This is a genomic window from Aureimonas psammosilenae, from assembly GCF_009176975.1.
Taxonomy (GTDB): domain Bacteria; phylum Pseudomonadota; class Alphaproteobacteria; order Rhizobiales; family Rhizobiaceae; genus Plantimonas; species Plantimonas psammosilenae.
On the sequence record NZ_WEZG01000003.1, the window covers coordinates 296,186 to 312,860 of the forward strand.

Consider the following 16,675-nt stretch of genomic DNA (forward strand, 5'->3'; position numbering starts at 1 on the left):
GGCGCTTTTCTCACTTTCGAAGGACGACGCCCGATGGGTTTCAGATGCGGCATCGTCGGCCTGCCCAATGTCGGCAAGTCGACCCTCTTCAACGCGCTCACCAAGACGGCCGCCGCGCAGGCTGCGAACTATCCGTTCTGCACGATCGAGCCTAATACCGGCGATGTCGCGGTGCCGGATGCCCGCCTTCCGGCCCTCGCCGGCATTGCCAAATCGGCGCAGATCATCCCGACGCGCATCACCTTCGTCGACATCGCCGGCCTCGTGCGCGGCGCTTCCAAGGGTGAAGGCCTCGGCAACCAGTTCCTTGCCAATATCCGCGAGGTCGATGCAGTGGCCCATGTGCTGCGCTGCTTCGAGGACGACGACATCACCCATGTCGAAGGCCGCATCGATCCGGTGTCGGACGCCGAAACCGTCGAAACCGAGCTCATGCTGTCGGATCTCGAATCGATCGAGCGGCGCATCGTACAGATCCGCAAGCGCGCACAGGGGAAGGACAAGGAAGCCCTGACGCTGCTTCCCGTCATGGAAGCCGTTCTCCAGCGGCTTCAGAACGGCGAGCCGGCGCGGGTCCTCCTGAAGAACCTTTCCCCTGAGGACATTCTCATCCTCAAGGGGTTGAACCTCCTGACGTCGAAGCCCGTCCTTTACGTCTGCAACGTCGCGGAAGCGGATGCCGCGAACGGCAACCGCTATTCGCAGGCCGTCGAAGCGATGGCCGAAAAGCAGGGAGCGGCGAGTGTCGTGATCTCGGCGGCGATCGAGGCGGAAATCGCCCAACTGCCCGAAGAGGAAGTGCCCGAGTACCTTTCGGCGCTCGGATTGACCGAACCCGGCCTCGACCGCCTGATCAGCGCCGGTTACGGCCTTCTCGGCCTCATCACCTATTTCACCGTCGGCCCGAAGGAAACGCGTGCCTGGACGGTGCGCAAAGGCTCCAAGGCCCCGCAGGCGGCGGGCGTGATCCATACCGACTTCGAGAAGGGCTTCATCCGCGCCCAGACCATCGCCTATGGCGATTTCGTGGGTCTCGGCGGGGAAGTCGCGGCGAAGGAAGCCGGCAAGGCGCGCGACGAAGGCAAGGAATATGTGGTCGCCGATGGCGACGTGATGATGTTCAAGTTCAACAACTGAACATCGCGCCAACTGTCCGTCGGATATGAGAAAGGGGCCTTGCGGCCCCTTTTTTGTGTCGGATCGAACGAACCGTCTTAGTGCGGCGTGTTTGCCCAAACCCGGCGCTTCACCAGCCAAAGCATCACGGAGAAAGCGATCAGGAAGATCATCACGACGAAGCCGGTCGCCTTGCGCTCGGCAAGGTGCGGCTCGGCCGTCCACATCAGGAAGGCCGATACGTCGCGTGAATATTGCTCGACGGTCTGCGGTGCGCCGTCGTCATAGGTCACCTGCCCGTCCGAGATCGGCTGGGGCATGGCGAGCGCCGGTCCGGCGATGAAGTACGGATTGTAGTGGGTGCCGGGCTGGACCACGGTGCCCGCCGGCGGCTCCTGGCCATAGCCTGTCAGAAGGGCATGGATATAGTCGGGACCGCCTTCCTGATATTGCGACCACGGGAAGATATCGAACACGAAGCGGGGGAAACCGCGCTCCACCGCCCTCGCCTTCGCCATCAAGGACAGGTCCGGCGGGGCCGCGCCGTTGTTGGAAGCGGCCGCCGTTTCGGCATTCGGATAAGGCGACGGGAAGTAGTCGGACGGGATGCCCGCGCGTTCCACCATCTCGCCGGTCGCGCTCGGATTCGGGTCCTGAAGCTGATACTCGGCGGCGAAAGCCTTGACCTGATTTTCGTCGTAGCCGAGAGCACGCAGGTTTCGGAAGGACACCAGTTCCAGGGAATGGCAGGCCGAGCAGACTTCCTTGTAGACCTTCAGGCCGCGCTGGAGCTGCCCGACATCCCAATGGCCAAGCGGTCCGGCGAAGCTCCAGGAGAGCGTCGCGGGATGCTTCAGCGGATAATGGGGCGTTCCGTGCTCGCCGCCTTCCGAATGTCCGGCGCCCGGCGCCGAGCCGGTCTCCCCGGAGGTTGCCGCGCCCGGCGAGTGGGCCGGCTCCGCGCCGGTCCGCTGCGTGGGAAGGGTTTTTTCCGAGGTCGGCGCGGCCGGTTGCGCTTCCTGCGAGAAGGCTGGCGCGGACGCGAAAATGGTCGCCGCGACGGAAGCGGAAAGAAGGAACTTCATGACTCGCATCTTTCGCGCTCCCTCAGCCCTTGGTTTCGGGCGAAGCGGCGGCCGCGACCGGCATTGCGCTGCCTGAATGCCGGCTCAGCACGGCTTCGGAGATCGAGGCCGGCAGTTTTCGCGGCGTTTCGATGAGGCCGAGCACCGGCAGGACGATCAGGAAGTGGGCGAAGTAGTAGATCGTCCCGATCAGCGCGAGAACCGGATAGATGCCTTCAGCGGGTCGGGAGCCGAGCCAGCCGAGGATCACCGCGTCCACCGCCAGGACCCAGAAGAAGATCTTGTAGAGCGGGCGATAGGAGGTCGATCGCACGCGGCTCGTGTCGAGCCAGGGCACGAAGAACAGGACGATGATCGAGCCGAACATCACCAGGACGCCACCGAGCTTGGAGTCGATCGGGCCGATGTTGAAGGTGATGGCGCGCAGCATCGCGTAGAACGGCAGGAAGTACCATTCGGGCACGATATGCGCCGGCGTCTTCAGGGAGTTCGCCGCGATGTAGTTATCTGGATGGCCGAGATAGTTCGGAATGTAGAAGACGAAATAAGCGAACAGGAGAAGGAACACGACCATCGCGAAGCCGTCCTTCACCGTCGCATGCGGGGTGAAGGGCACCGTATCCCTGGAGGCCTTCACTTCCACGCCGGTCGGGTTCGTCTGGCCGACGACATGCAGCGCCCAGACATGGAGGATCACGACGCCCGCGATCATGAAGGGCAAGAGGTAATGAAGGGCGAAGAACCGGTTCAAGGTGGCGTTGTCGACAGCGAAGCCGCCGAGCAGAAGCTGCTGGATCGGGTCGCCGATCAGCGGAAAGGCGGTGAAGAACCCGGTGATCACGGTCGCGCCCCAGAAGGACATCTGACCCCAAGGCAGGACGTAGCCCATGAAGGCCGTCGCCATCATCAGAAGGAAGATCACGACGCCCAGAATCCAGAGCACTTCGCGCGGCTGCTTGTAGGAGCCGTAATAAAGGCCACGGAAGATATGGATGTAGACGGCGATGAAGAAGAAGGACGCGCCGTTGGCGTGGAGATAGCGCAGCATCCAGCCCCAGTTCACGTCCCGAACGATCTTCTCGACCGAATGGAAGGCGAGCGCCGAGGACGAGGCGTAGTGCATCGCCAGAACAACACCGGTGAGGATCTGGATCACCAGGAACAGCGCCAGGATGCCGCCGAACGTATAGGCGTAGTTCAGATTTCGCGGCACCGGATAGGCGACAAACGAATCGTACACGAGACGCGGGAGCGGCAGCCTGGCGTCCAGCCAGCGCATCACCCCGTTCTCGGGCACATAGGAAGAATGGCCACTCATTTCTGCGGTATCCTCCCCAGGATCTTCAACCGACCCTGACGGTCGTATCGGATATGAATTCGAACGGCGGAACCGCCATGTTTTCCGGCGCCGGTCCCTGCCGGATGCGACCGGCCGTATCGTAGGACGAACCGTGGCACGGGCAGAACCAGCCGTTATACGGGCCCTGCTGGCCGAGAGGAATGCAACCGAGATGGGTGCAAACGCCGACCATCACCAGCCACTGCTCCTTGCCGGGCGCGGAGCGGTTGGCATCCGTCGCCTGGGCATCGGCGGGCAGATTCTGATTGCGCGCCACCGGGTCCTTGAGGTCGGCAAGCGGCACGGACTTCGCCTGTTCGATCTCTTCGGGCGTTCGCTGGCGAATGAAAACCGGCTTGCCGCGCCATTTGGCGGTGATCGACTGGCCCGGCGCCACGGAGGAAACGTTCACCTCGATCGCGGCAAGGGCCAGCGTGCCGGCATCAGGATTCATCTGGTCGATGAACGGCCAAACGGCCGCAGCCGCGCCGACCGCGCCAGCCGCGCCGGTGGCGATATACAGAAAATCACGCCGGCTTGGCTCGGCAGTGTCATGAACGCTCACGTCCGGGCGCTCCTCTCCAAACGGCCCCAAATGCCGCCTCTTCGATCGGAACCGAAGACCGGCTGCGAATCGGCCAAGCCGATTCCCGGTCGGCAGAGCACTCGCACATTGGATGGGTTCTAGAAGGCAGAAATTTTATTGTCCAGCGCAGGATGAGCCTGAACGACAGACTGCCGCGTTTGGTGGAAGCTTCGGGCAAGTCCCGTTGCGGGAAAAGCGCTATTGCGCCGCCTCTTCGTGAAGGAAGCCACCCGACTGGCGCGCCCAGAGATCGGCATAAAGACCGCCGCGCGCAACGAGTTGGGCATGGGTCCCTTCCTCCACGATCCGCCCCGCGTCGAGAACGATCAGTCGGTCGAGGCTCGCGATGGTGGACAAACGATGTGCGATGGCGATCACGGTCTTGCCGGCCATCATGGCGGCGAGGTTCTCCTGAATCGCCGCCTCGACCTCCGAATCGAGCGCCGAGGTCGCCTCGTCGAGGATGAGGATCGGCGCATCCTTCAACAGAACGCGCGCGATGGCGATGCGCTGGCGCTGCCCGCCCGACAGCTTGATGCCGCGCTCGCCCACATGGGCCTCGAAGCCTTCGCGCCCCCGCGGATCGCGCAAGGATTCGATGAAATCTTCGGCATTGGCCCGCCGTGCGGCGGCCAGCACCTCATCGTCCTCGGCATCCGGCCGACCATAGGCGATGTTGTCGCGAATGGAGCGGTGGAGGAGCGAGGTGTCCTGTGTCACCACGCCGATGGTGGCGCGCAGCGACGCCTGCGTCACCGCCGCGATGTCCTGTCCGTCGATCAGGATGCGGCCGCCTTCGACATCGTACAAACGCAGGAGAAGATTGACGAGGGTCGTCTTGCCGGCGCCCGAGCGTCCGACGAGGCCGATCTTCTCGCCCGGTCGAACCGTGATGGATAGATCATCGATGACGCCCGACTCCTTCCCGTAGTGGAAGACGACCTTCTCGAACCTGATCTCACCGCGCGACACGGCGAGATCGCGCGCATCGGGGCGGTCGAGAAGGGTCGGCGCCACGGTCACCGTCGCCACCGCGTCCTGAACCGTGCCGAAATTGCGCACGAGGCCGTTGATGTTGAACATCATCCAGCCCGACATCTGGTTGAGGCGGAGTACGAGGCCGAGCGCCGTCGCGACCGCGCCCGATGAGATCGAGCCATTCGCCCAGGAATGGACGGCCAAAGCGCCGACCACCGAAATCATCAGCCCGTTGAGGACGTTGACAGCGGTTCTGACGCCGGTCAACGCGCGCGTCAGCCGACGCACCACATCGACATTCTCGCGGAAGCCGGCCCGCACATACTCGTCTTCGTGGCGGGACGCATCGAAGAGCTTGACCGAAAGGATGTTGGTGAAGGAGTCCACCACACGCCCCGAAACCACCGAGCGGGCATCGGCCGCCGCCCTGCCCCATCGCCGGATCTGCGGCAGAAGACGCCAGACGATCCAGGCATAGCCGAGAGCCCAGACACCGAGCACGAGAGCCATCCACGGATCGATGGCGCCGAGAATGGTGACGCTGAGAATAACGAAGGTGACGAAACTCCAGAAGGTTTGGAGCAGGGTCACGATGAAGTCGCCGACGGCTTCGCCGACCTGCATCACCTTCTGCGCGATGCGACCGGCGAAATCGTTCTGGAAGAAGGTGTAGGGCTGCTCCATCAGTCGGCGATAAGCCTGCCAGCGGATGCGGTTATAGAAGCTTGGAACGATCACCTGCTCCTCGATCAGCGCGCCCGACAGAAGCACGAGCGAGCGCAGAACGAGGGTGAGCGCGAGGAGCCCGGCGAGAAGCCAGAAATGATCCGATAGCAGCGTTTGGGGCGTCGAGGATTCGAGGGCGTCCACGACCCAGCCGACGCCCGAATACAACAGCGCCTCGACAAGCCCCGTCAGTCCGCCGGTGGCGAGAAGGCCGAACAGCGGCCATTTCGCCTGGGCCGCGAAGTAGAGAATGAAGCGGTTCGCCGTGCCCGGCAGGGATTCCAGAGCGCCGATCCGCCTCGCCCTGGTGTTCGACGCCGCATCACCGTCGCCGAACGGGTCGATGACATTCTCGAAGCGTCGAAGCAGGCGGTCGATCATTCCGCCGCCTTCACTTCCTCTTCCGCTGCATCGTCGTTGCCGGCGGCGATAAAGCCCCCGACCTGTCGATGCCAGAGCTGCGCGTAAAGCCCGCCATTGGCGAGAAGAGCCTCGTGCGGTCCTTCCTCGACGATCCGCCCCTTGTCCATCACGACGAGGCGATCGAGATTGGCGATGGTGGAAAGCCGGTGGGCGATGGCGATCACCGTCTTGCCCTCCATCAATTGGTAGAGGTTCTCTTGGATCGCCGCCTCGACCTCAGAATCGAGCGCGGAGGTCGCTTCGTCCAGAAGAAGGATCGGGGCGTCCTTCAACATGATGCGGGCGATGGCGATGCGCTGGCGTTGGCCGCCGGAAAGTTTCACGCCGCGCTCGCCGACCTCGGCATCCAGCCCCGGCCGACCTTCGTGATCCACGAGTTGCCCGACGAAACCGTGCGCTTCGGCGCGTTCGACGGCCTTCATCAAAGCCGCCTCGTCGGCTTCCGGTCGGCCGTAGAGGATGTTGTCCCGGATGGAGCGATGCAGGAGCGAGGTGTCCTGCGTCACCATGCCGATCTTCGAGCGCAAGGAGGCTTGCGTGACGTCGGCGATGTTCTGCCCGTCGATCAGGATGCGCCCTTCTTGAAGATCGTAGAAGCGAAGGAGAAGGTTCAGAAGCGTCGTTTTGCCGGCCCCTGAACGCCCGACGAGGCCCACCTTCTCGCCCGGCCGGACGGTCAGCGAAAAGCCGTCCACCACCGGCCCCGCGCCCCGATGCGGCTTGGCGCCGTGATAACCGAAACCGATGCTTTCGAAGCGGACTTCGCCACGCTCGACGCTCAGCTCCTCCGCGGCCAGCTTGTCGCTCAACGAAACGGGCTGGCTGAAGGTCGCCGATCCGTCGCGGATCGTGCCGATATTCTCGAAGAGCGCCGAGATCTCCCACATCACCCATTGCGACATGCCGCCGATCCGCAGGACAAGACCGACGGCGACGGCGATGGCGCCGACCGTCACCAGCTCGTTCAGCCAGAGCCCGATGCCGAGCGCTCCGACGGAAAAGAGCAGAAGGGAGTTGAGGGAGATCAGGAAGACCTGGAAGCCGGTCACGAGCCGTGCCTGCCCGTAGACCGGCTGAAGAAACGCGCCCATGGCGTCGCGCGCATAGTCCGCTTCCCGCCGCGTATGGGCGAAGAGCTTCACCGTGCCGATGTTGGAATAAGCGTCCACGACCCGCCCGGTCATCAAGGCACGGGCGTCGGCCTGGGCTTCCGCAACCTTCATCAAGCGCGGAACGTAGTAGCGCAGGAGAAGCGTGTAGAGCACCAGCCAGCCGACGAAGGGCAGAACCATCTGCCAATCGGACGCGGCGACGAGGAAGAGGATGCCGCCGAAATATACGGCCACATAAAGCAGAACGTCGATCGTCTTGGTGATCGTCTCGCGCAACGCGAGGGAGGTCTGCATCATTTTCGTGGCGACGCGGCCGGCGAACTCGTCTTGAAAGAAAGCCAGCGACTGGTCGAGCAGCCAGTTATGGACGCTCCAGCGGAAGCGCATCGGGAAGTTGCCGAAGATGCCCTGGAACAGAACGAGCGCGTTGGCGAGATGAAGCGCCGGCAAGAGGATCAGGACGACGAAGGCCATGCCGGCCAGCCACCAGCCCTGGTTCTGGATGAAGGTCGCGCGGTCGAGCCCGGTCAGCCAGTCGACCACCGAACCGAGAAAGCCGAACAAGGAGACTTCAACGATGGCGATGGCCGCCGAAAGGAAGGCCAGCCATGCCAGATACGGCCAGATGGGGCGGGCGTAGAACCAGACGAAGGGCCATAAGCCCGCCGGCGGGCTCTCGCTTCGGCCTTTGGGAAACGGGTCGACGAGCCTTTCGAAAATGGCGAACATGCACTAACCCGTCGTCGTTTCACTTTTTCGGCCGGACGGCGAGCCGACGCGACATTGCGCCGGATATAAGCATCGAGACGCGAATGTCAGCCATGACCCCATCCGGCGACGCCCTTTCGCCGCATCTGGCGATCGCGCTCTACCAGCCCGACATCGCGGGCAATACGGGCACGATCCTGCGGACGGCCGCTTGTCTCGGTCTCGGCGTCGAGCTGATTCAGCCGGCCGGCTTCGATGCCTCCGACCGCGCCTTGCGGCGCGCGGGCATGGACTATCTGGAAATGGCGACGCTCACGCGACATGACGGATGGGCGGCCTTCGATGCGTGGCGACACCTCGCCGGACGCCGTCTCGTCCTTTTCACCACGCACGCGGCGACGCCTTACACGAGCGCCCGTTTCAGCGAGGGAGACGTGCTGTTGTTCGGACGGGAAAGCGCCGGGGTACCGGAGCATGTCCACGAAGCGGCCGATCTTCGCGTGACCATTCCGATGCGGGAAGAAGCACGATCTTTGAACCTTGCGGTCGCGGTCGGCATGGCGGCCGGCGAGGCGTTGCGGCAGGTGCGTCGAGACGGCTAATCGGCGGTCGGAAGGCGGCGCATGGTAAATTCAACCTCGTCGCCCGGCAGCAGCCGCCAGCTTTCCACCGAGGTCCAGTAGGCGGCCTTGGGGTAACGCTCGAACCATTCGCGCGCTTTCACGCGCGCAGCATCGCGCGGCAGGGTGAAGGTTTCCCGCACGAAGCTATCAACCGCATCGGACGCGCGATCCCGCCGGCTTCGGAGCTGGCGGGCCAAACCGTCGAGCGGGGGTTGAACGAAGGAACGGGCCACGGACTCGAAAACAACTGTGGATGACTCTGTGTAAGATAGCGCTTCAACGGCGGATTTGCGAATCGATTCCGTTGTTTGGCCGCGATCGTTGCTGCCCGCATCTTTCCGCGCCCTCACCTTCCTGTTACCTGAAGGGCGAGTCGTGCGGCACCTTTGCCGCGTGGAAGGCGGAGTTCCGTTCCGCCACTTGGTGACAGGGCCGCGTCAGATGGAACTCCCTCCGATTCCCGAAGGTCTGCCCGCCGATATCGAGACCAAGAAGGAAACGGCTCGGGTCTGGTTCGAAGCGCTGCGCGACAAGCTCTGCGAAGCCTTCGAGGCGATCGAGGACGAGATCGAGTCGGATATGCCGGCCGGGCGCTTCCAGCGCAGCGAGTGGTCGCGCGGCGAAAGCGGCGGCGGCGGCGTGATGTCGATGATGCACGGCCGCGTCTTCGAGAAGGTCGGGGTGCACGCCTCCACCGTCTACGGCGAGTTCTCGCAGGACTTCCGCAACCAGATCCCGGGTGCGGCGGAAGACCCACGCTTCTGGGCGTCCGGAATTTCGCTGATCGCACATATGCGCAACCCGAACGTGCCGGCCGTTCATATGAACACGCGCATGGTGGTCACCAGCCGCCAATGGTTCGGCGGCGGCGCAGACCTCACCCCCGTGCTCGACCGTCGCCGCTCGCAGGACGATCCCGACACCAAAGCCTTCCATAAGGCGATGCGCTTCGTGTGCGAGCGTCATGGGGCTGTCGCGGATTACGGTCGCTTCAAGCAATGGTGCGACGAGTATTTCTTCCTGCCGCACCGAAACGAAGCGCGCGGCGTCGGCGGCGTCTTCTACGACTGGCTGCATTCCTCCGAAGAGAACGGCGGTTGGGAGGCCGACTTCGCCTTCACGCGCGACATCGGCAAGGCGTTCCTCGTGGTCTATCCGCATATCGTGCGCCAGAACGCGCGGCTGCCGTTCACGGAAGCCGACCGGGACGAACAGCTCGTCCGGCGCGGGCGCTATGTCGAATACAATCTCCTTTACGACAGGGGCACGCTGTTCGGCCTGAAAACCGGCGGCAACGTGGACTCGATCCTGTCGTCGCTTCCTCCCCTCGTTCGTTGGCCGTAGGGCCTCACGAATTACATCCGGTGAGAATTTTATCTTTATTTAGCTGGGAACATATCATCGAAGATAGGCCATCGAACGAGCTATAAATATTAACGATCCGTAGCTCGATGGAGGTCGATAAACGGATCGGGAAACATGGGAGGAGCACTATGTTCGAATTGAACTGCCACGGCGTCATTCCCGGTTGTGATCGAGTGATCCGTGCCGAAAGCCAGGCCGAGGTCGTCCGCCGGGCGATCCAGCAAGCTCACCAGTCCGGGATCGACAGGCTGCCATCCAAGATGTTCGAGGATTTCCGCGACAGGACGACGGAACTTCCGAACTGACAGGGCGACCGAAAGGTCGAAAGCCCTTCCAGAATCTTCCAGACGGGCCTTGCAGCCCGTTTTTCGTTGGCGCGTTCGTTTAGAACCGGGGACAGAACCCAACGGGTCGGTCTGAGGGGCCTTTCCGCCCCCGTCCTTCGGACCGTTGCCGATGCTCGCCCATCCGCTGCATGGATTGCGCTCGGCGCCTCGCATGAAACGAAAAATCCTCCTAAGTCCTCCTCCGCCAGGTTCTGTCCCCGGTTCTTAAACTTCGTGCGCGGTCGTCACGAAATTGCCGGTCCACGCCCTTATCGGCCATTCTCCTTCGCATCTCGCACATGCGAAAGGAGACCGGGCCATTCGGGCGAAGGAGCAGGCATGACCAAACGCGCGTCGATCGGGGCGATCATTCTTTTCTGTCTTGCCCTCTTCGCCTCGTTTCCCGGCATGGCGCAGGTGCCGGGTCTGCCGAGCTTTGGCGGATCGTCCGCCGCGCCCACCCCGACCGAGGAAAAGCCGGCGACCGAACCCGCTCCGCGCGATCCGAAATCCGATCTCGATGCGGTGGATCGCGTTCTCGGTCTTCTGAAGGACGACACTCAGCGCGCCGCTTTCGTTCAATCGCTTGAACAGGTGCGGGCCGGGTTGGTGACGCAGGGTCCGCCCGCGCCCACTCAGAACCCAGCCATACCGGCCGATGGGCTCATCGGCGCCTTGGCCGACAATGTCAGCAAGGCGGTCGGCGACTTTCCAGAAATGGCGCTCGGTGAAAACCCGAGCGAGAAACTCGCGAACGCCCAGACGGAACTCAGCGAACGCGCGTCCACGAATTTCGGCGGCGCGAAGACGCTGGAATTCCTGTCCTGGGCCCTGCCCGGCGTTGCGGCGGTGGCCGGCATAATGGTGTTCCTGTTCCGCAATCCGTGGCTGAAGCGCCGGCGCCATCTGAAACGCAGCGCCCAGACCCGCATACAGTTGCTGCGGCGGGTTTCGATCAAGCTGCTGTTCGATCTCGTTCCCTGGTTCGGCGCGGCCGTGGTGATCGCCATCTGGACCAGCGTGTTCTCGCCGAGCTGGCGCGAAACGCAGCTCTTCCTCGCCTTCACCACGCCCTTCGTGGTGCCGGCCTTGGTGCGACAGCTCTTCGCCTTCGCGCTGACGCTGCTCGCCCGCACGCGCGGCTGGCGGCTCATCGATTATGCGATGCTGAAGCTTCTGCCCTGGATCACCGTTCTGACCGCAGCCGGCGTCGTCACCGGGCTGATGCGCGAATTCGCCGTTCGGCTGACCATCGGGCGCAACGTCGCCGATCTCGGGGCGCTGGCGATGGACTTCGTGGTCGGCGGTCTGGCCGTCGCCTTCACCCTCTACAACCGGCGCACCGTGCGCAGCCTCATCGTGAAGGGCCGCCGCCGCAAAGGCGACCACGGCACCGGCATCCTGACGACGGTGGTCACGGTCTTCGCGGATTTCTGGCACGTCTTCGCCCTTCTTTTCGTCGCGGCCAATCTCGGTGCGCGCCTCTTCGGCATCGGCGGCGACAACTTCTTCGAGGACGCCCTTTTCGCCGTCGTCTATATCCTGGCCGGTCTCGCCTTCCTGGCCGCGACCAGCGAATATTTCGCCAAATGGCGCGAGTCGCTCGATCGTGGGCGCTCCACCGCGCGGCGGGCCTTGATGCGCCGTTATATCGGCGTTCTCCACGTCTTTCTTCAGATCACCACCACCACGGTGGTGGCCATCGCCTGCATCGATCTATGGGGCTTCGGCATCGGTGAATGGCTGGGGACGGCTTCCGGCAGTCAGGTGCTGCGCCCGATCATCTCGATCTTGGTCGTGCCGCTCGTGGTGTGGATCATATGGATCACGGTCGATACCCTGATCGAGCATGCGCTGGCGCCCGTCGACAATTTCGGCCGGCAGCGCAAGCAGTCGGCGCGCATCAAGACGCTGCTGCCGCTCCTGCGCAACTTCGTCTTCGCGGCGCTTTCCGTCATCACCGTCATCGCGCTTCTGGCCAATGTCGGCGTGAATGTCGCGCCGCTGCTCGCCGGTGCCGGTATCATCGGTATCGCGATCTCGTTCGGCTCGCAGCAGCTCGTTCAGGACGTCATCACCGGCTTCTTCTTCCTGTTCGAGGATGCGCTGGCCATTGGCGACGTGATCACGACCGGCACCTATTCCGGCGTCGTCGAGGGCATCAGCATTCGAACGGTGAAGATCAGGGCCGGCAACGGCGCGCTTTATTCCGTTCCCTTCGGGCAGGTGAAGGCGTTGCAGAACGATTCGCGCGACTACGGTATCTATCAGTTGGTGGTGACGGTGGATTACGAGGCGGATGTCGACCACGCCATGAAGGTCATGCGCGAGATCGGCGACCAGCTTCGCGAAGACCCGAAATACAAGTACGACATGCTGCTGCCGGTCGATATCTGGGGCGTCGACGCCTTCTCGGCGGACGGCGTCGTGATCAAGGGCGCGATCCGCTGCCGGCCCCTCCAGCAATGGGGCGTCGGCCGGGAGTTCAACCGCCGTTTGAAGCAGCGCTTCGACGCGGAGAACATCCACTTCAACCGCGCCAAGCAGGTGATCCAGATCGCCGGCGATCCGCGCAACGCGCATGAGGATCACCCGTTGCCGGTTTCGAACGGTGCCGCGCTGCCGGCTCGGGTCTGAGCTAGAGCCGGGCGAGCAGGGTTTCGCGGGACAAAACGAAACCGCTCGCGACCCAGGCCCGCTTCAGCCGGTCGAGCGTCGCGCCGAGTTCCGGCCCCGGCGCGACGCCCACCGCCTTGATGTCCTCGCCGGAAAGCGGGAAGGCCGGCGGGTCGAAGCGCTCCGCGATGCGGAGCTGCTCGTTCAACCGCGCGGTTTCGCCGATCGACGCCGACTCGCTTTTGCCGTGCCGGGTGCCGATGGCGAGTCGCAGACGGTCCTGCACCGCGATCCGGTCGCCGAAATAAAGCCGGGCGCGCAAGGCGTCGTCCGTTTCATCCGGCCGGGCGGGCTCGGCCATCGCGAAGGCAAGAAGCCGGTCGCGCTCCGCATTGGAAATCTTCAAGCGCTTGGCGAGCTCGGTGAGCCGCTCGACATCGGGCGGCACTATGGCTTGCAGCCGCAGAATCGCGTCGGGCTTCCAGCTATGGAGGCGCTCGGTTCCGACGAGCCCGTGGATCGCATCGATGCCCCAGCGCTCGCTTTCCGGCAGAACCAGCGACAGGACGCCGGCCTGACGCGCCCAAAGAAGGGCGCGGGACGGGTCCTCCGCGCCAAGAAGCTTGCGCAACTCCGCCCAGACCCGTTCCACTGACAGCTTCGCGAGACCGCTCTTCAGCCGCGCCGACGCCCTGAGGCCGTCCGCATCGGGTCTTCCGTGGCCGTACCATGCGAAGAAGCGGAAGAAGCGCAGAATGCGGAGGTAATCCTCTTCGATCCTCTGGCTCGCGTCGCCGATGAACCGCAGCGTGCGGCTTTCGATGTCGGGCAGGCCGCCGACGAGATCGAGAACGGTGCCGTCCGCGTCGCAGTAGAGCGCGTTGATCGTGAAGTCGCGGCGCGCGGCGTCCTCGCGCCAGTCGCGGCCGAAGGACACGACCGCATGACGCCCATCGGTCGCGATGTCGCGTCGAAGCGTCGTCACCTCGAAAGGTCTTCCACTGGCAACCACGGTGATCGTGCCATGCACGGCCCCGGTCGGGATGGCCTTGAAGCCGGCACTCTCGGCGCGGCGGGTGGTCTCATTGGGAAGCGTCGTGGTGGCGATGTCGATATCGGTGACGGGAAGGCCAAGCAGCGTGTTGCGCACCGCCCCGCCGACGATCCGCGCCTCTTCGCCCTCGGCGCCGAGCGCCGCCAACAGCTTCTGGAGCACCTCGTCTCGCAGCCATTCGGCTTCGATGCGGGCCATCGTCATGCGTAGAACCTTTCGTATAGCGCCCGGATGATGCCGGCGGTGATGCCCCAGATATACCGCTCGCCGAAAGGCATCACGTAGAAGAAGCGTTCGCGCCCCTGCCAGAAGCGGCTTTCCTTCTGGTGGTTCGCCGGGTTCATCAGAAAGGAAAGCGGCACCTCGAAGACGTCGGCGACCTCGCCGGGATTGGGAACGATAACGAAACCCGACTGAACGATGGCCACCACCGGCGTGATGCGGAAGCCGGTGCGCGTCGAATAACGCGGCAGGGTACCGAGCGTTTCGATGAAGCGCGGCTCGAGGCCGATCTCCTCGAAGCTTTCGCGCACCGCGGCCGCCTCGGGCGAGGCGTCGGTCGGGTCCACGGAGCCGCCGGGAAAGGCGATCTGCCCGGAATGCTTGCGAAGATGGGCGGAGCGGGTCGTGAGGATTACGCTGGCTCCCTCGCCTCGGTCGACCACCGGCACCAGAACGGCCGCTTCGCGCACGTCGGCGCCGTCGAGGAGAACGCCGAGTTCGGGGTTCAGGACATGATCGCCGATATCGGGCAGTTCGCCCGTCGGAACGACACGGGAAAAACGCCGGCGCAGGTCGTCGGCGGAAAAGGACGGCGTCACGCTGCGCCACCGACGGCGAAGCGCGCGCCGTTCGAGCGCAGAAACGGCCCGTCCTCGTCATCCCCCAGAAGCCCGGCGAGGTCGAAGGCAAGCGCCCGCGTGAGCTTGGCTTCCAATCGGCCGCGCACGGAAAGATAGGGCTCGAAGCTGCCCCCCTCGCCGCGCGAAACGAAGCGCAACGGATGGTTCGGCCCCGCCGTCACCACGTCGCCGACATTGGTGCGGAACGTCAGAACGGGGCCGGAAGGGTCCTCGTCGCGGCTCATCTCGACGGCCAGGAAATGCGCGTCCTCGACCTGAACCCCGAGTTTCTCGACGGGCGTCACAAGATAGGTCCGGCCGTCCTCGTCCTTGCGCAACACCGAGGCGAAGAGACGCACCAGGGCTTCGCGGGTGATGGGCGAGCCGAGATAGGTCCACGTTCCGTCCGCCCGGATGGTCATGTCGATAGTGCCGCAGAAGGGCGGGTTCCACTTTTCCACGGGCGGGGTGCCCGATCCGGCGCGCTCGGCGCGGGCGATCAGGGCCTCCAGCGAGGGAAAGGACGGGCCGGAGATGGAGGGGCGCTCGGCGGTCATGACGGGGAAGATAGGCGCTCGGCTGAGGAAAGGACTGTGTCCGGGTTTCGACGGAGTCTTATTTTGGCCTGCCTTGGCGGTCACGAAATAGTTCGCCGCCACCGCTTGCCACCACCCAGTCGGGGCGATTTCATAGGTGGAACAGGGATTCGCGGCTCTCCATCCTGCCCGAACCCACGAATCTTCGAACGGAGATGCCTCGATGACGATGCTCGCCCCGCACGAGCCGACCGTTTCCGGCGAAGATGCCGTCGCGAAGGCCGAGGCGGCGCTGGCGGATCTGGCGAAGGTGCGCAGCTCGGTCGGCCGAGTCATCTTCGGCCAGGAAAGCGTCGTCGCGCAGACCGTGATCGCGATCCTGGCGGGCGGCCATGCGCTTCTCGTCGGCGTGCCGGGCCTTGCCAAGACCAAGCTCGTGGAAACGCTGGGCACGACGCTCGGCCTCGAAGCGCGCCGCATCCAGTTCACGCCGGATCTGATGCCCTCCGACATCGTCGGCTCGGAGGTGATGGAGCAGGACGAAACGGGCCGGCGCTCCTTCCGCTTCATCCAGGGGCCGGTCTTCGCGCAGCTTCTGATGGCGGACGAGATCAACCGCGCGAGCCCGCGCACCCAGTCCGCCCTTCTCCAGTCCATGCAGGAATATCATGTGACGGTGGCCGGCGCGCGCCACGATCTGCCTGCGCCTTTCCATGTTCTGGCGACGCAGAACCCGCTGGAACAGGAAGGCACCTATCCCCTGCCGGAAGCGCAGCTCGACCGCTTTCTCATGCAGGTCGACGTGCTTTATCCCGATCTCGACGCCGAGCGTCGCATCCTTCTCGAAACCACCGGCGCGAATGAGGCCAAGGCGGAGGCCGTGCTGACGGGTGAGCGGCTGCGCGAGATCCAGGCGCTGGTGCGCCGGATGCCGGTGCCGGAAAGCGTGGTGGAATCGATCCTGGCGCTGGTGCGCTCGGCGCGTCCGGGGCACGGCTCGAAGGAGGCCGATGCCCATATCGCCTGGGGGCCGGGCCCCCGCGCGAGCCAGGCGCTGATGACCTGCGTCCGCGCCCGCGCCCTCTACGAAGGTCGCTTCGCGCCTTCCGTGGACGACGTGATGGCGCTCGCCGAGCCGACTCTCCAGCACCGCATGGCCTTGAACTTCTCGGCCCGCGCGGAAGGCATGAGCGTGCGCGACGTGATCGCCGCGCTGAAGCGCGACGCGGCGCGGTAAAGG

General features: G+C 64.3%; 15 protein-coding genes. 6 read left to right on the top strand and 9 right to left on the bottom strand.

Annotated elements, in window-relative coordinates:
* Positions 1-33 precede the first annotated feature (33 nt).
* On the top strand, positions 34-1,137 hold the full coding sequence (gene ychF / locus F9929_RS08115) for a redox-regulated ATPase YchF (protein ID WP_152046052.1): 1,104 nt from the start codon (positions 34-36) through the stop codon (positions 1,135-1,137).
* 77 nt (positions 1,138-1,214) lie between these two features.
* Here ychF and F9929_RS08120 read toward each other — a convergent pair whose 3' ends face one another.
* From F9929_RS08120 to F9929_RS08140, 5 genes are all read right to left on the bottom strand, one after another.
* Complete coding sequence (locus F9929_RS08120; protein ID WP_152046053.1) at positions 1,215-2,201, bottom strand: cytochrome c1; 987 nt, start codon at positions 2,199-2,201, stop codon at positions 1,215-1,217.
* Between the two features lie 22 nt (positions 2,202-2,223).
* A complete protein-coding gene (locus tag F9929_RS08125) occupies positions 2,224-3,519 on the bottom strand; it encodes a cytochrome b (protein ID WP_152046054.1) in 1,296 nt (431 codons plus the stop codon).
* Positions 3,520-3,544: 25 nt separating this feature from the next.
* A complete protein-coding gene (gene petA, locus F9929_RS08130) occupies positions 3,545-4,105 on the bottom strand; it encodes a ubiquinol-cytochrome c reductase iron-sulfur subunit (protein WP_152046055.1) in 561 nt (186 codons plus the stop codon).
* Between the two features lie 219 nt (positions 4,106-4,324).
* Positions 4,325-6,211: an ABC transporter ATP-binding protein gene (locus tag F9929_RS08135; RefSeq protein ID WP_152046056.1), complete on the bottom strand. Its 1,887-nt coding sequence runs from the start codon at positions 6,209-6,211 to the stop codon at positions 4,325-4,327.
* Positions 6,208-8,094 (bottom strand): ABC transporter ATP-binding protein, encoded by a 1,887-nt coding sequence (locus F9929_RS08140; RefSeq protein ID WP_152046057.1) that lies wholly within the window; start codon positions 8,092-8,094, stop codon positions 6,208-6,210. The genes F9929_RS08135 and F9929_RS08140 overlap by 4 nt, the downstream gene beginning before the upstream one ends.
* A gap of 92 nt (positions 8,095-8,186) precedes the next feature.
* Here F9929_RS08140 and F9929_RS08145 point away from each other — a divergent pair, with 92 nt between their 5' ends.
* The gene (locus tag F9929_RS08145; RefSeq protein WP_152046193.1) at positions 8,187-8,675 is read left to right on the top strand and encodes a tRNA (cytidine(34)-2'-O)-methyltransferase; all 489 of its coding nucleotides are present in this window, start codon (positions 8,187-8,189) and stop codon (positions 8,673-8,675) included.
* On the opposite strand, the gene F9929_RS08150 is transcribed toward F9929_RS08145, so the two are convergent.
* A complete protein-coding gene (locus tag F9929_RS08150) occupies positions 8,672-8,929 on the bottom strand; it encodes a hypothetical protein (protein WP_152046194.1) in 258 nt (85 codons plus the stop codon). The genes F9929_RS08145 and F9929_RS08150 overlap by 4 nt on opposite strands.
* Positions 8,930-9,137: 208 nt before the next feature.
* On the opposite strand from F9929_RS08150, the gene hemF reads away from it, so the two are divergent.
* From hemF to F9929_RS08165, 3 genes are all read left to right on the top strand, one after another.
* Positions 9,138-10,040 carry an oxygen-dependent coproporphyrinogen oxidase gene (gene hemF / locus F9929_RS08155; RefSeq protein WP_152046058.1) on the top strand — a complete coding sequence of 301 codons (903 nt, stop codon included), beginning with the start codon at positions 9,138-9,140 and terminating at the stop codon, positions 10,038-10,040.
* Between the two features lie 149 nt (positions 10,041-10,189).
* On the top strand, positions 10,190-10,366 hold the full coding sequence (locus F9929_RS08160; protein ID WP_152046059.1) for a DUF1059 domain-containing protein: 177 nt from the start codon (positions 10,190-10,192) through the stop codon (positions 10,364-10,366).
* 360 nt (positions 10,367-10,726) lie between these two features.
* On the top strand, positions 10,727-13,024 hold the full coding sequence (locus F9929_RS08165; RefSeq protein ID WP_152046060.1) for a mechanosensitive ion channel domain-containing protein: 2,298 nt from the start codon (positions 10,727-10,729) through the stop codon (positions 13,022-13,024).
* A gap of 1 nt (position 13,025) precedes the next feature.
* Here the strand turns inward: F9929_RS08165 and F9929_RS08170 are convergent, their stop codons facing one another.
* The 3 genes from F9929_RS08170 to F9929_RS08180 are packed head-to-tail and all read right to left on the bottom strand — an operon-like array spanning position 13,026 to position 15,456.
* Positions 13,026-14,261 (bottom strand): CCA tRNA nucleotidyltransferase, encoded by a 1,236-nt coding sequence (locus F9929_RS08170; protein WP_152046061.1) that lies wholly within the window; start codon positions 14,259-14,261, stop codon positions 13,026-13,028.
* On the bottom strand, positions 14,258-14,878 hold the full coding sequence (locus F9929_RS08175) for a CoA pyrophosphatase (RefSeq protein ID WP_152046062.1): 621 nt from the start codon (positions 14,876-14,878) through the stop codon (positions 14,258-14,260). Before F9929_RS08175 ends, F9929_RS08170 begins: the two co-directional genes overlap by 4 nt.
* A complete protein-coding gene (locus F9929_RS08180; protein ID WP_152046063.1) occupies positions 14,875-15,456 on the bottom strand; it encodes a DUF1285 domain-containing protein in 582 nt (193 codons plus the stop codon). The genes F9929_RS08175 and F9929_RS08180 overlap by 4 nt, the downstream gene beginning before the upstream one ends.
* A gap of 202 nt (positions 15,457-15,658) precedes the next feature.
* Between F9929_RS08180 and F9929_RS08185 the strand changes: the two genes are divergently transcribed.
* On the top strand, positions 15,659-16,672 hold the full coding sequence (locus F9929_RS08185) for an AAA family ATPase (protein ID WP_152046064.1): 1,014 nt from the start codon (positions 15,659-15,661) through the stop codon (positions 16,670-16,672).
* Positions 16,673-16,675: the final 3 nt, after the last annotated feature.